The following is a 13,927-nucleotide window of genomic DNA, read 5'->3' as shown; positions in this document are numbered from 1 at the left end:
GCCGCGGCTACCGCTTCACGGCCCGCAGCACCACGAACTTCGGGTCGCTCGCGACCAGTTGGCTGTTGCCGAACAACCGCCGCAGTTTCACGTGGTAGCCGAGATGCCGGTTGCCGATCACCCACAGCTCACCGCCCGGCTTCAGCGCCCGCCGCGCCCCCGTGAACATCCGCCAGGCCGTCGCATCGGTCGTCGCCTGATGCGAGTGGAACGGCGGATTGTTCAGCACGAGGTCGACACTTCCGGCCGGTACGCCCGCCATCCCGTCCCCGACCCGGAACTCGGCGTGCCCGGGAACCCCGTTCGCCCGGTACGTCGCCTCCGCCGAGGCCACCGCCTGGAACGACTCGTCCACGAACAGCACCTCGGCCTCCGGGTTCGCCAGCGCCACCGCCGTACCGACGACCCCGTTGCCGCACCCGAGATCCACCACCCGCCGCAGCCCCTTCCCGTCCGGCAGCTGCCCCAGGAAGAACCGCGTGCCGATGTCGAGCCGGTCGGCGCAGAACACGCCCGCGTGATTGACGACCGTGCGCCCCGAGACCGCGCCGACGCCGTCGGGGAGGGCGTAGGTGTGCGGCCACGGGTTCGCGGGCCGTCGCTGGGAGGGGTCGGGCGTGCAGAAGATCAGCCGGGCCTTCTTCTCGGCGAGCGAGGTGCGGGTCGGGCCGAGGATCCGCTCGAACAGCTGGAGCGTCGAGGTGTGGATCTCCTTCACCATGCCCGTGCCGACGATCACCGTGCCCTCGTGCACCGAGGGCGCCAGCCGATGCAGCTGGTCCTCCAGCAGCGCCAGACTCCTGGGCACCCTGATCAGCAGGAGATCGACGCGGGCGGGCGGCGGATCCTGCGTGGTGAGCAGCCGCACGGTACCGGCCTCGACCCCGGCGCGGGCGAGGTTGGCCCGCGTCGCCTCCTGGGCGAGGTAGGAGTCCGTGATCTGCGTCGGCCGGTGCGCCGCGAGCGCCGTGACCAGGGCGCCCCAGCGGTCACCGACGACCACGACCGTGCCGGAGCGCGGGATCTCCTGCTCCGCCAGGTGCCTGAGGAGGTATTCGTCGGAGGCGTCCCAGGCGCGCAGCCTGTCGCGCGGGTCCTCGGGGAAACGGGTCGGCGCGAGCTCGCCCCAGGGCGTCGTCATACGGTCGTTCATCGTGCGTCAAGGCTAAGCGACCGCGGGGAGGTGCCCGCACCCGCCGTCGGCCGAGCCGCAGCTCACGGCCGGTGGGGGAGGATGGAAGGCATGGACGCCGAACTGTTCCCCCGGGAGCGTACGGAGGTCGCGCCGGGCGCGGTCCATGTGCCCGACTGGCTGGCCGCCGAGGCCCAGCGCGAGCTGCTGGAGGCCTGCCGCGAGTGGGCCCGCCCACCGGCCGGCCTGCGCACCGTCCGCACGCCCGGCGGCGGCACGATGACCGCCCGGCAGGTCTGCCTCGGCTGGCACTGGCACCCTTACACCTACGCCCGTACGGTCGTCGACGGAGACGGTGCCCCAGTGAAACCGTTCCCCGACTGGCTGGGCGAGCTGGGCCGCCGCGCGGTGCGGGACACGCTGGGCGAGCCGCAGGCGGCGTACTCGAAGGCCGCGTACGACATCGCGCTGATCAACTTCTACGACGCGGACGCCCGCATGGGCATGCACCGCGACAGCGACGAGAGGTCGTACGCGCCGGTCGTGTCGCTGAGCCTGGGCGACACCTGTGTCTTCCGCTTCGGCAACACCGAGACCCGGACCCGGCCGTACACGGACGTCGAACTGCGCAGCGGCGACCTGTTCGTGTTCGGCGGCCCCTCACGGCTCGCCTACCACGGTGTGCCCAGCGTGCAGCCGGGCACCGCGCCGCCGGAGTTGGGGCTGACCGGGCGGTTGAACGTCACGCTCAGAGTGAGCGGGCTGTAGGCCACGGCGACTGCGGATCATGGGAGACTCCCCCTCATGAGCGGCAAGGCGGACCCCCGGCCGGCGGGGGAAGGGACCACCTCAAGGACGCGGCTGGACCGGGGGCGCGGCGCGCTCGGACCCGCCTTGGAGCTCGTGCACACCGGGCGCGCGCCCACGCGTGCCGTCCTGACCGCCGAGCTCGGCGTGACCCGGGCGACGGCCGGGGCGGTGGCCGCCGAGCTGGAGGCGCTCGGGCTGATCCGGGTCGACGCCCGGCCCGGCGCGGCGGCCGGATCGCAGGGCCGGCCCTCGCACCGCCTGGCGGTCGCCGAGGACGGGCCCGTCGTCCTCGCCGCACAGGTGCACGCCGACGGATTCCGGGCTGCCCTGGTCGGCCTCGGCGGCCGTATCGTCGCCACCGCGCCCGGCTGCGAGACCGTGGACGCCGACCCGGCCAAGGTGCTCGGCTCGGTCGTCGAAGCGGGCGCCGACCTGCTGCGCACGACCGGACGGCGGTGCGTCGGCGCCGGACTCGCCGTACCGTCCGCCGTGGCCGAACCCGACGGCCTGGCCCTGAACCCGCTGCACCTGGCGTGGCCCGTGGGCGCCCCCGTGCGCCGTATCTTCACGGAGTGCGTGCGCGCGGCCGGGATCACCGGACCGGCGTTCGCCGCCAACGACGTCAACCTCGCCGCGCTCGCCGAACACCGGCACGGCGCGGGACGCGGCGCCCGTGACCTGCTGTGCGTGGCCACCGGGCACCGGGGCGTCGGCGGTGCGCTCGTGCTCGACGGCCGCCTGCACACCGGCAGTTCGGGCCTGGCCCTGGAGGTCGGCCACCTCACCGTGAACCCCGAGGGCCGCCCCTGCCACTGCGGCAGCCGGGGCTGCCTCGACGTCGAGGCCGACCCGCTGGCCCTGCTCACGGCGGCGGGGCGGGATCCCGGCCCCGAGGTGTCGTTGCTCCAGCAGGCCAAGGACCTGATCGGCGACCACTACGACGACCCCACGGTCCGTACGGCCACCGAGGCCCTCATCGACCGCCTCGGCCTGGGCCTGGCCGGCCTGGTCAACATCCTCAACCCCGACCGCATCATCCTCGGCGGCCTCCACCGCACCCTCCTCGACGCCGACCCCGGACGCCTCCGCGCGGTCGTCGCCGACCGCAGCCTGTGGGGTCAGAGCGGTGGCGTCCCGATCCTCGCGTGCACCCTCGACCACAACAGCCTGGTCGGCGCGGCCGAGTTGGCGTGGCAGCCGGTGCTGGACGATCCGCTGGGTGCGCTGACGCCGTAGGCCTCACCGCTCCTCGGCGATCTCCAGGATCCGCGTCCGGGGCGCCCCGGCCAGCGCGGGCGCGTTCTCGGCCGACGACCACACCCTCGATTGCAGGAACCCCAGGAACCGCTCGGCGTCGGCGACGTCGTCGAAGTCGAGGTCCACGACGACGTAGGAGGGGTCGTCGACGGGTTGCTGGACGCGGTAGTGGCGTACGCCCGCGTCAGCGCGTGCCGGGGCGAAGCGGTCGAAGGCCGTCTTCCACCTGGTGAAGTCCGTGATCGGATGCTCGATGTGCAGGGTCGGCATGGTTCCTCCTCGGCCGTTCCCACCGTTCATCTCCATGCTCGGCCGCACACCGGGCGGGCGCATGCCCAGCGGTACGCTCGCCCCATGCGGATCTCGGTCTCCTCGGACATGGACGAACCCGTCGCCCGGCTCCTCGTCGCCGAGTTGCGCGACCGCGGCCACGACGTGGTGCCCCACGGCGCGCTGAGCCCCGGCGACGACCCCCAGTGGGCGGCCTGCTCGGAGGCGGCAGCCCGTGAGGTCGCCGCCGGGACCGCCGACCAGGCAGTCGTGTGCTGCTGGACCGGCACGGGCGCGTCGATCGCCGCGAACAAGGTGCCGGGCGTCCGGGCCGCCCTGTGCACCGACGCCTACACGGCGGACGGCGCCCGCCGCTGGAACGACGCCAACGTGCTCGCCCTCAGCCTGCGCCTCACCTCCGAGCCCCTGCTCAAGGAGATCCTCGACGCCTGGTTCGCCGGCGAGCCGAGCGGGGACGCGGAGGACCGGGAGAACGTGGCCCGCGTGGGGCGGCTGGACGGCAGCGGGCGGTAGGCCCGGCCCTTCATCATCCTGGGGGCGCGGGGGCGCGGGGGCGCGGGGGCCATGAGGCACCGTTGCTCCGAGTCGGCCTGGTCCGTAGGGCGTGGCATACGCTCACTCGGTGATCACCGACGACATGCCGCTCGATGAACTCGTCCGTTCCTGGGAGGAGATCCGGCAGGAGTATCACCGCCTGCTCGACGACACGTACGACCGCAGGATCCTCGACTGCGCCGCGCGGCTCGCCGACGATCCCGGCGGGGAGACGGCATATGTGTGGACGATCGGTCTGCTGATGATGGCCCCCTATGCCGCCGGGGCGCCGGGCGACGGCGTCGTGCCGGAGGCCAGAGCGGCACTGGAGGCGGCCGACGGCGCCCTGCGCGACCGGCCCTGCGAGCACGAGACGCACCCCTACCGGGAGCAAGAACCCGAGTGCGACGAGGACCTCGCCCGGCAGCTGTGCAACCTCCCCGACCCGAACGCCGCATGGGACGAGAACCATCCCCGTGAGCAGTGGCTCTGTCCGCGCAACGTCGCCGGACTCGCGCGGATCGCCCTGGACATCATCGAACCCGGCTCGGCAGTGGACGTCCCGCCCCGGCTGCCGGTGGGAGCCCAGGACGACATCGACGCACTGGCCGCCCTGCTGCACGGCTACCCGGACCCGGGGATCGACATCAACGAAGAGATCTCCCTTCACGCGGAGGAGCTGCGCTCCGCCAAGCCGGCGGACCGCCCCGGACGCCTGCTGGTCGTCATGGCGGTCACCGGGTACGCCGTCTCCGACCTCGTGCGGGACGCCTCCGTGCTCGACGCGCTGATCGTGGCGCTGGAAGCGACGCTGCCGGACTACGCCGCGGCGACGTGCGCACACGACGGGCACCCGGTTCCACCCCGTAGCGGCCCGAACGCCGCCGCACTCGGCATCAGGCTCAGCAGCCCCGCAGGACGCGCCCTCTACGAACGGAACCGCGCGCAAACGGCTCCGCTGGAGCACCTGCTGTGTCCGGTGGCCCTGGCGGACATTGCCGAGGAGTCGCTGAGCGCTCTGGGCGCCCGGCGCAAGGAACTCCTGGCCCGTGGCGAGGGCGGGTCCGGCCGCTAGGCCCCGTCCTTTGGATCATCCCGCCTAGGGCGGAGGCGCCACGGTGGCGTACTGCGCCACCCCGTCGCCGAAAGACCAGTCGATCGGCTCGTTCTCCAGCAGGTTCACAAACACGTTGCGCGGCTCGGTCCCCGCGTAGGCAAGGGCGAGTTCGGCGATCCGCCGGTACAGGGCCTGTTTCTGCGCGGGGGTCCGGCCGGACCGCATGGTGATCGTGACGTGGACGAGGCCGTCGTCCCGGTGGATGCCGAGGTAACCGTCGTCGTAGCGCAGGGTGCTCCGGGTGCCGTCGTGGCCGGTCAGCACCTGGAAGCGGTCGTCCGGCGGGATTCCGATGGCGTCCACCAGGGCGTCGTGCACGGCACGGCCGAGAGCGTCGAGCCGTTCGGGGTCGGCTCCCATGGCGTCGATGCGGACGAAGGGCATGGGTGGGGTCTCCTTGTCGTCACCTGCGGCGAGGTCTGGGGACCAGCTCGCCACCGCAGTTGGGGCAGATGTCCCGCATGGCCTCGCCGCACGCCACGCAGAAGGTGCACTCGTAGGAACAGATACGGGCGGGCGCGTCGAGCGGCAGCTCCGCCGTCTCACAGCGCTCACAGCGATCGCGCATCTCCAGTGCCATGTCTTTGCCTTCCTCGTCAGCCCGGCAACCGGTCCCGCCCCGGCTCGGACATGTACAGCACCTCGTACACGTCGCCGTCGGCCTTGGGCGTGTCGTTCTCCCAGAGGGAGAAGTTGATCAGTTCCCAACGGCTCGTGTCCACGGCGGACGCCGAGAGCACCGCGCCGTCCTCGCGGGCCAGCCGCCCGGTCTCCCGCACCGCCTCCGCCGCGAAGTCGGTCAACTGCACCCCGTCCGGCACCTGTTGATGCCGCAGCACCGCGACCTGCGCGGGGGAGTCGGCGGCGCCGCCCTCCTCGTAGGCCAGCCCGGTCCACTGCCGGACCGACGGTCGCCCGAAGTCGTCGGCGATGCCTTGGAAGGGGCCGCCCCAGAGGAAGGAGTTCATGCCGGGCACGGTGTTCCAGAGATAGAACGGCGCGTACTGGTTGACCGGTGAGCCGTGCACGCCGCGCTCACGCACCAGGTACGCCTTGAGGCCCAGCCCGTCCCAGTCGTCGAGCAGATGGCCCTTGCGGGCGACGCGCCGACGGACGATCTCCATGTCGTAGTCGGCGGGCAGGGTGAGCGGGTACTGCATCGCGTGCATCGGATTCGCCTTCCTAGTGGGGTTCCCGGCGTGGGGAGAGCAGCGAGAGCAAGCCCCGTACGCCCAGGTCGAAGGCGTCGGGCGAACCGGACGCGCGGGCAAGGACGTAGCCGCCCTGCACGGTCGCGACGATGGTCGCCGCGATCGCCTCGGCGTCGAGCCCGGGGGCGAACTGCCCCTGCTCCTTGCCTTCCTCGACGATCCCGGCGAGTCGCTCCCGCAACCAGTCCAGCGTCTCGTCGACCGGCGCGCGCAGCTCGTCGCTGGCGATCACGTCCGGGTCCATGGTCAGCCGCCCGACCGGACAGCCGCGCAGCACATCACGCTCGCGCCGCAGATACGCCTCGATGCGCTCGTACGGCGTGCCCGGCCCGTCGAGTACTCCCGCGGCGGTAGCCCGCATCTCCCCGGCGGTCCGCCGGATCGCGGCCAGCGCGAGGTCCGGCTTCCCCTTGAAGTGGTGGTACATGCTGCCCTGCCCGGCACCCGCCCGCTCCAGGATGGCCTTGGGGCTGGTGCCCACATAGCCGCGCTCCCACAGCAGCTCCCGGGTGGACTCGATCAATCGGTCCGAGGTGCTCATGCGATCACTGTACATACTAGTAGTTACAGAAGTCGAGCCCACGGCAAGCTCCACGCGAGCCACTTCGGAGCAGCGGAACGCGCCCTCCGTACTCCCCACGAGGTACGCACACTGCCGCTGGCCGTACGACGACCCGGAACCCCCTGCGGCGCGAGGCTCAAGGCATCACCGAAGAACCGTCCGAACCGACTCGGGAGATGACCAGAGATGCAGACCCTCGCACACTTCGCCGACGGCGGCCCCGGCCCGTGGATCCTCCTCTTCCCGCTGATCTGGGCGGCCGTGGTGATCGGCGGCATCACACTGCTGCGCCGCACGGTGTGGCGGGGACGCCGCGGCCCCTGGAGGTCGGTCCCCGACGACAACTCGCCCATCGCCGTACTCGGCCACCGCTTCGCCTCCGGCGAGATCGACGAGGACGAGTACTGGCGCCGCCTGTCCGTCCTGGACGAGCAGTTCGGCCGTACGGGCAAGGGCGGTGCGGCATGACGACCACGACCGTCACGACCACCACGCCGACGGCCGCCCGCGTCGTGGACGCGGTGAAGGTGTACGGCAGCGGCGACACCAGCGTGAGGGCCCTGGACGGGGTGAGCGTCGACTTCCCGGTCGGCCGCTTCACCGCGATCATGGGGCCCTCGGGCTCCGGCAAGTCCACCCTGATGCACTGTGCGGCCGGCCTCGACACGCTCACCTCGGGCACCGCCCACATCGGTGACACCGAGCTGAGCAGCCTGGACGACCGCCGCCTCACCCTGCTGCGCCGGGACCGCGTCGGCTTCGTCTTCCAGGCCTTCAACCTGGTTCCGACGCTGACCGTCGCGGAGAACATCACGCTGCCGCTGGACCTGGCGGGCCGCAAGGGCGGCATCGGCGACAACGAATGGCTCGACGCGCTGATCGATGTCGTCGGCCTGCGCGACCGGCTCCACCACCGCCCCTCCGAACTCTCCGGAGGCCAGCAGCAGCGCGTCGCGGTGGCCCGCGCCTTCGCCGGACAGCCGGACGTCGTCTTCGCCGACGAGCCGACCGGCAACCTCGACTCCCGGTCCGGCGGCGAGGTCCTCGGCCTGCTCGGCCGCACGGTGCGCCAGACGTCCCGCACGGTCGTCATGGTCACCCACGACCCGGTGGCCGCCGCGCACGCCGACGAGGTCGTGTTCCTCGCCGACGGGCGCCTGGTCGACCGGATGGAATCACCGACCGCCGACAAGGTCCTGGACCGCATGAAAGCCTTCGAGGTGCCGTCATGAACGCATCCGTCCGCCTGAGCGTGTCCTCCCTGCGCGCCCACAAGCGCCGCTTCGCCGGTACGTTCCTCGCGGTCTTCCTCGGTGTCGCCTTCCTCGCCGGGACCCGCGTCATGGGCGACACGCTCCGCGCCAGCTTCGACACCATGTTCGGCAACGCGACCAGCGGCACGGACGCCGTCGTCCGCAGCGCCGACGCCATCACCACGCCAGGCGAGAGCGAGGGCGTGCGCGAACCGGTCGACTCGGACCTGGTCGGCACGATCGAGAAGGTCCCCGGCGTCGCGGCCGCCGCGCCCAACATCCAGGGCGCCGGCCAACTCATCGGCAAGAACGGCGACCCCATCGGCGGCAAGGGCCCGCCCACCCTCGCCGGCAACTGGATAGCTGACCCCGAGCTCAACGCCTACCAGCTCGCCGAGGGCCGCACCCCCCGGCTGTCGGGCGAGGTCGTCATCGACCGCGGCACCGCCGAGCGCGGAGACCTGAAGATCGGCGACACGACGACCCTGCGCACGCCGGACCCCGTCAAGGTGACCGTCGTAGGCCTCGCGACCTTCGGCGGCGAGGACGGCATGGCCCAGGTGACGTACACCGGCATGACCCGGGCCGACGCGGAGAAGTACCTCACGGCCAGGCCCGGCGAGGCCACCGGCATCCAGGTGCGGGCCGGACCGGGAGTGAGTCAGCAGGAACTGGTCGACCGGTTGACTCCCGTCCTTCCCAAGGGAGTCGAGGCCATCACCGGCCAGGAGTCGGCCGAGGAGAACACCGACATGATCTCCAGCCAGTTCCTGACCGTCTTCACCACCTTCCTCCTGGTGTTCTCCGGCGTGGCCCTGCTCGTCGCGACCTTCTCGATCCACAACACCTTCGCGATCGTCGTGGCCCAACGCACCCGCGAGAACGCCCTGTTGCGCGCCCTCGGCGCCTCGCGCCGCCAGGTCACCGCGTCGACCCTCGTCGAGGCGACAGCGGTGGCCGTCGCCGCGTCGGCAGCGGGCCTCGCGGGCGGGATCGGCATCGCGGCCGGGCTCCAGGCCCTGTTCCCGGCGATCGGATTCCCCTTCCCCGAGGGCGACCTGGTGATCAGCGCACTCTCCATGACCCTGCCCCTCGCGGTCGGCATCGTGGTCTGCCTCGGCTCCGCGGTCCTGCCCGCCGTACGCGCCGGCCGCACCGCACCGCTGGCGGCGCTGCGCGAGACGGCGGTCGACACCTCCGGCGCCTCCCGCACCCGTGCGGTCACCGGCCTGGGCCTGATCGCCCTCGCCATCGGCGTCACCCTCACCGGCGTCCTGGTCTCCCCGTCCCTCTGGCTGGCGGGCACCGGCGCGGTCCTCGCCCTGATCGCCTTCGTGGTCCTGGGCCCGGTCGCCTCCTCCACAGCCGTACGGATCCTCGGCAGCCCCCTCGACCGGCTGCGCGGCGTCACCGGCGGACTCGCCCGGCGCAACGCCCTGCGCAGCCCGAAGCGGACGGCGGCGACGGCCGGCGCCCTGATGATCGGCGTGGCGGTCGTGGCCCTGTTCACGGTGTTCGGCGCGTCGCTGAAGGCGACCATGGACCAGACCGTGTCCCGTTCCTTCGCGGGGGACGTGGCCGTCAGCACCCCGGGTTTCGGCGCGGGCGGCAGCGGCCTGAGCCCCCGCCTCGCCGACGCGGTCCAGCGCCTGCCCGAGGTGGACACGGCCGTCGGACTCGGCCGGGGAGTCGCCGACGTCGACGGCAAGGGAAGGGCGTTGACGGTCACCGACCCGCTCGCCCTGGAGCGCACCTTCGACCTCGGCCAGGTCCAGGGCTCCCTCAGCGACCTGGGCACCGACGGCATCGCCATCACCGAGAAGGAGGCCGACAAGCAGCACCTGACGACCGGCGACAAGGCCCGCCTCACCTTCACGGACGGCCGTACGCAGAGCTTCACGGTCCGCGCGGTCTACGGCCAGTCCGAACTGGCCGGTGACTACGTCATCACCCGCGACGCCTGGGCCCCGCACCGCACGCAGGACGCCGACACCCTGATCGCTGTCTCCTTCAAGGACGGCGTGAGCACGGACGCGGGCAAGGCGGCGGTGGAGAAGGCGGCACAGCGGTACGGCGACCCGGACGTGCAGACCCGGGACGAGTACGCGCAGTCGTCGGCGGGCGGGATCGACATGATGCTCACCCTGGTCTACGCGCTGCTGGCCCTCGCCGTGCTCATCGCGCTCCTCGGCATCGCCAACACCCTCACCCTGGCCGTCCACGAACGCACCCGCGAACTGGGCCTGTTGCGGGCGGTGGGCCAGACCCGCTCCCAGCTGCGCGCGATGGTCCGCTGGGAATCGGTCCTGGTGGCCGCCTTCGGCACGGTGGGCGGCCTCGCCCTCGGCGCCTTCCTCGGCTGGGTCCTGGTCGAGGCCTCCGACGGAGCGAGCGACAGCGCCTTCGCCTTCGCGATGCCACCTCTGCAACTGGCGGTGGTTGCCCTGGTGGGCGTCGCGGCCGGAGCCCTCGCGGGCCTGCGCCCGGCACGCCGAGCGGCACGCCTGGACGTACTGAGGGCCATCGCCACGGAGTAGGCGACCGGCCCGGAAAACCATTCAACACAACGCCGCCCCACCACCCCCCTCACCGCCCGGTCAGCCCAAAACGGCCGACCGGGCGGGAGCATGTTCCGGCCGACGCAGATCAACCCGCTGCGTGACCTCGGCAAACTGCGGCGCGGTCGCCTTCTCCACGACCGCCACCCCCGTCCGCTTTGGCGGTTGCGGTCCCCGTATCCCCGCATCTCGCGCCACCGCCGCCGTATGCGTGGGCAGCGTGAACCACACGACCTTGCCCGACTCGCCGTCCGGTCGCACGCCCCAGTTCTCGCTCACGGCGGCCACCATCGCCAGTCCGCGCCCACATGTGGCGAGAGTGTCGGCGGCGTCGGTGGTGGCCTCGGCGTCGTCGGCGTCCGCCACTACCGGAAGCCGCGGGTCGTGGTCGCGCACCGAGACCATGAGCCGGTCGAGCAGGAGCTCGATCTCGACGGTGCACATCTTGTCCGGCTGTGCGTGCTGGTGGACGTTGGTCAAGAGCTCGGTCACGCCGAGCGCGGCTCGGTCGATCAAGGGATCCAGATGCCAGTAGCGCAATTGTGCAGAGACGATTCTGCGGACCTGGCCGATCCGCGACGGCAGGGCTTGGAGCTCCACCGTGCAGTGCCTGCTTGGATAACTGATCACGGCTGCGACTCCCCGACTGAAGAGGTCCGGAAGAACACGGAGTACGGATCCGGCGAAGTACGGATCCAGCAACGTACGGATCCAGCAGGGTGCTTGAGGAAAACGGCCGCCTGCTGTCGTGGCCGGCGGGCTGGTTCGCAGCGTTATCGCCGGTAAACCCAGAGTGACGTGAGACCAGAGTGACGCAGGGGGTGCGGTACCGCAACTCGCGGTGACTCAGCCCTTACGTCCCGCGGCCTTCCGTACGGCCTCGATGAACCGGCGCGCCGCGGGAGGCCCCGGTTCCCCCGGCGCGAGGTCGTGATCGCCCAGGGTCAGCGAATAGCGCTTGCCGTTGAGGTCGGCCAGCGCCTTGTCGTCCTGGGCGAACCAGGGCTTCGACGCCCGCACCGCCTGCACCGGTGCGCTGTCTATCTCGCTGCCGTAGCTGGTGAGCAACTGCAGCCTGCCGTCGCTGATCCGCACTTGCCCGGCCCGGGTCAGCGAACGCAGCCGCTTCCCGATCCGCACGCCCGTGGCCGTGAACTCCGGCTCCGCCATGCCCCGCCCCCTTGTGCGCGTCGGTGTGCCGGCTGGTGAAGCGTCCGTGCGGCCGGCCCTGGTCGTGATCCAGTGTGCCCCCGTTCGGGATCGACGTCCCGTTCGGTGCAGTCTGCCTGTGTCCCGCGTCGAGCACCAGTACGCACGTCACGCCCGATCGGGAGCGTCCGGAGCACTCGCGTGAATGCGCCCCCACGCGCCTCGTGAGGCCAACGGCCCAGGGATGCCTTTGAGGCTCCCAAAGTCATGTTTATGCAGGTGAGAAGCGTGCGGAAGGTGTTTATGCTCGAAGTGACGGCCGCGCGAGTCGGCGCCGCCGCACAGCATGAGGAGCAGCGCCGTGAGCACCGTTCAGCAGATCCCGTCCGGCGTGACCCTCGACGTCGACCACAGTGACGTCGCCTACCGCGACTGGCTGAAAGAAGCCGTGCGCAAGGTCCAGGCCGACGCCAACCGCTCGGCCGACACCCACCTGCTGCGTTTCCCCCTGCCCGAGCACTGGGGCATCGACCTGTACCTGAAGGACGAGTCGACGCACCCGACCGGCAGCCTCAAGCACCGGCTCGCCCGCTCGCTGTTCCTCTACGGCCTCTGCAATGGCTGGATCCGGCCGGACCGTCCGGTCATAGAGGCGTCCAGCGGCTCGACGGCCGTCTCGGAGGCGTACTTCGCGAAGCTGATCGGTGTGCCCTTCATCGCGGTCATGCCGCGCACGACGAGCGCCGAGAAGTGCCGACTGATCGAGTTCCACGGCGGGCAGTGCCACTTCGTGGACGACTCACGCAAGATGTACGAGGAGTCGGCCCGCCTCGCGGTGGAGACCGGCGGCCACTACATGGACCAGTTCACCTACGCCGAACGGGCCACGGACTGGCGCGGCAACAACAACATAGCCGAGTCGATCTTCCGTCAGCTGCGGCTGGAGCGGTTCCCGGAGCCCGCGTGGATCGTCGCCACGGCCGGCACCGGCGGCACCTCCGCGACGCTCGCCCGGTACGTCCACTACATGCAGCACGACACCCGCATTTGTGTCGCCGATCCGGAGAACTCGTGCTTCTTCGAGGGCTGGACGACGGGCGATCCGGACGTCACCTGTGACAGTGGTTCCCGTATCGAGGGCATCGGCCGGCCGCGCGTGGAGCCGAGCTTCGTGCCGGGTGCCATCGACCGGATGATGAAGGTGCCGGACGCGGCGAGCGTGGCCGCCGTACGGGCCCTGGAGCAGGCCATCGGCCGCAAGGCGGGCGGCTCGACGGGCACCGGTCTGTGGAGCTCGCTGAAGATCGTCGCCGAGATGGTGGCCGAGGGGCGGCGGGGGAGCGTGGTGACGCTGCTGTGCGACCCGGGGGACCGGTACCTCGACAAGTACTACTCGGACGCGTGGCTGGCCGAGCAGGGCCTGGACATCGCGCCGTACTCGGCGGCCATCGAGCAGTTGCTGGCGACGGGCGTGTGGCCCGAGTGAGCCGCGGACCTCAGCGCGCGGCGGAGGCCAGCCGCCGGTCCAACGAGGTCACCGCGTCCCGGAACGCCCGGCCGAGCCCGACCCGCGCCAGGCCCAGGGCGAACCGGAAGGGTGCCGTGCCGTCCACCGCGAACGTCCACTGCACCCGCGTGCCCGTCCCCGCGGGGGCGAGCCGCCACTCCTCGACCATGGTCCGTGCCCCGGGCGCGTTGGTGAGGTCGATGCGGTAGGCGTACACCTCCGGGCTCTTCGCCGCGAGGATCGTCTCCTCGAAGCGCGTACCGCCCTTGAGCCGGACCTCGCGCCGCGCCCCGCCGTCCAGCGGCCGGGCCAGCGTCACCGCCGAGAACCACTGCGCCCAGCCCGGCACGTCCTCGGCGAGCGCGTGGAAGACGGCCTCCGGGGGAGCGGAGATCTCCCGAAAGAAGACATGCCGTACGGGCGCGCTCTCGACGAAGTCGAGCCCCACCTCGCGCAACAGGTGAGCCATGGACGGAAACCCCCTATGCCGACGCCGCACCGGGCAGCGTCACCATAGCTGGCGCCCCGTCAGATGTCTGCACCGCC

17 protein-coding genes are annotated in these 13,927 nt (G+C 71.7%); 8 read left to right on the top strand and 9 right to left on the bottom strand.

What is annotated here, in order from left to right; all coding sequences use genetic code 11:
* Positions 1-7: 7 nt before the first annotated feature.
* A complete protein-coding gene (locus tag POF73_RS07920; RefSeq protein ID WP_272113997.1) occupies positions 8-1,141 on the bottom strand; it encodes a methyltransferase in 1,134 nt (377 codons plus the stop codon).
* Positions 1,142-1,243: 102 nt separating this feature from the next.
* On the opposite strand from POF73_RS07920, the gene POF73_RS07915 reads away from it, so the two are divergent.
* Positions 1,244-1,900 (top strand): alpha-ketoglutarate-dependent dioxygenase AlkB family protein, encoded by a 657-nt coding sequence (locus POF73_RS07915; protein WP_272113804.1) that lies wholly within the window; start codon positions 1,244-1,246, stop codon positions 1,898-1,900.
* A gap of 36 nt (positions 1,901-1,936) precedes the next feature.
* A complete protein-coding gene (locus POF73_RS07910; protein WP_272113802.1) occupies positions 1,937-3,178 on the top strand; it encodes an ROK family protein in 1,242 nt (413 codons plus the stop codon).
* A gap of 3 nt (positions 3,179-3,181) precedes the next feature.
* Here the strand turns inward: POF73_RS07910 and POF73_RS07905 are convergent, their stop codons facing one another.
* Positions 3,182-3,469, bottom strand: a complete 288-nt coding sequence (locus tag POF73_RS07905) for a hypothetical protein (protein ID WP_272113801.1) — start codon at positions 3,467-3,469, stop codon at positions 3,182-3,184.
* Positions 3,470-3,553: 84 nt separating this feature from the next.
* Between POF73_RS07905 and POF73_RS07900 the strand changes: the two genes are divergently transcribed.
* Together POF73_RS07900 and POF73_RS07895 are read left to right on the top strand one after the other, a co-directional pair.
* On the top strand, positions 3,554-4,003 hold the full coding sequence (locus POF73_RS07900; RefSeq protein ID WP_272113800.1) for an RpiB/LacA/LacB family sugar-phosphate isomerase: 450 nt from the start codon (positions 3,554-3,556) through the stop codon (positions 4,001-4,003).
* A 109-nt stretch (positions 4,004-4,112) separates the two neighbouring features.
* Entirely contained in the window at positions 4,113-5,099 is a 987-nt protein-coding gene (locus tag POF73_RS07895; protein WP_272113799.1) for a hypothetical protein, read from the top strand.
* Between the two features lie 24 nt (positions 5,100-5,123).
* Here POF73_RS07895 and POF73_RS07890 read toward each other — a convergent pair whose 3' ends face one another.
* Genes POF73_RS07890 through POF73_RS07875 form a run of 4 tightly spaced genes read right to left on the bottom strand, consistent with a single transcriptional unit; the run spans position 5,124 to position 6,908 of the window.
* On the bottom strand, positions 5,124-5,525 hold the full coding sequence (locus tag POF73_RS07890) for a tautomerase family protein (protein WP_272113798.1): 402 nt from the start codon (positions 5,523-5,525) through the stop codon (positions 5,124-5,126).
* Between the two features lie 19 nt (positions 5,526-5,544).
* Positions 5,545-5,721: a DUF1272 domain-containing protein gene (locus tag POF73_RS07885; protein ID WP_272113797.1), complete on the bottom strand. Its 177-nt coding sequence runs from the start codon at positions 5,719-5,721 to the stop codon at positions 5,545-5,547.
* A 16-nt stretch (positions 5,722-5,737) separates the two neighbouring features.
* On the bottom strand, positions 5,738-6,310 hold the full coding sequence (locus POF73_RS07880) for a DUF4865 family protein (RefSeq protein ID WP_272113796.1): 573 nt from the start codon (positions 6,308-6,310) through the stop codon (positions 5,738-5,740).
* A 13-nt stretch (positions 6,311-6,323) separates the two neighbouring features.
* Positions 6,324-6,908 (bottom strand): TetR/AcrR family transcriptional regulator, encoded by a 585-nt coding sequence (locus POF73_RS07875; RefSeq protein WP_272113795.1) that lies wholly within the window; start codon positions 6,906-6,908, stop codon positions 6,324-6,326.
* 192 nt (positions 6,909-7,100) lie between these two features.
* On the opposite strand from POF73_RS07875, the gene POF73_RS07870 reads away from it, so the two are divergent.
* From POF73_RS07870 to POF73_RS07860, 3 genes are read left to right on the top strand one after another with little or no spacing between them, the layout of a single operon-like run.
* A complete protein-coding gene (locus POF73_RS07870) occupies positions 7,101-7,382 on the top strand; it encodes an SHOCT domain-containing protein (protein ID WP_272113794.1) in 282 nt (93 codons plus the stop codon).
* A complete protein-coding gene (locus POF73_RS07865) occupies positions 7,379-8,146 on the top strand; it encodes an ABC transporter ATP-binding protein (RefSeq protein WP_272113793.1) in 768 nt (255 codons plus the stop codon). Before POF73_RS07870 ends, POF73_RS07865 begins: the two co-directional genes overlap by 4 nt.
* Positions 8,143-10,704, top strand: a complete 2,562-nt coding sequence (locus tag POF73_RS07860; protein WP_272113792.1) for an ABC transporter permease — start codon at positions 8,143-8,145, stop codon at positions 10,702-10,704. Before POF73_RS07865 ends, POF73_RS07860 begins: the two co-directional genes overlap by 4 nt.
* A gap of 60 nt (positions 10,705-10,764) precedes the next feature.
* Here the strand turns inward: POF73_RS07860 and POF73_RS07855 are convergent, their stop codons facing one another.
* Both POF73_RS07855 and POF73_RS07850 read right to left on the bottom strand, forming a co-directional pair.
* Positions 10,765-11,355 carry an ATP-binding protein gene (locus POF73_RS07855; RefSeq protein WP_272113791.1) on the bottom strand — a complete coding sequence of 197 codons (591 nt, stop codon included), beginning with the start codon at positions 11,353-11,355 and terminating at the stop codon, positions 10,765-10,767.
* 216 nt (positions 11,356-11,571) lie between these two features.
* Positions 11,572-11,895: a hypothetical protein gene (locus POF73_RS07850; RefSeq protein ID WP_272113790.1), complete on the bottom strand. Its 324-nt coding sequence runs from the start codon at positions 11,893-11,895 to the stop codon at positions 11,572-11,574.
* Positions 11,896-12,235: 340 nt separating this feature from the next.
* Here POF73_RS07850 and POF73_RS07845 point away from each other — a divergent pair, with 340 nt between their 5' ends.
* Positions 12,236-13,360, top strand: coding sequence for a PLP-dependent cysteine synthase family protein (locus tag POF73_RS07845; RefSeq protein WP_272113789.1), 1,125 nt, complete (start codon positions 12,236-12,238; stop codon positions 13,358-13,360).
* Positions 13,361-13,370: 10 nt separating this feature from the next.
* On the opposite strand, the gene POF73_RS07840 is transcribed toward POF73_RS07845, so the two are convergent.
* Positions 13,371-13,850, bottom strand: a complete 480-nt coding sequence (locus tag POF73_RS07840; protein WP_272113788.1) for an SRPBCC family protein — start codon at positions 13,848-13,850, stop codon at positions 13,371-13,373.
* Positions 13,851-13,927 lie beyond the last annotated feature (77 nt).

It is taken from the genome of Streptomyces sp. HD (genome assembly GCF_028369295.1).
Lineage (GTDB): Bacteria > Actinomycetota > Actinomycetes > Streptomycetales > Streptomycetaceae > Streptomyces.
Note: the sequence above shows the minus strand (reverse complement) of the source record. Positions and strands in the feature narration are given on the sequence as shown.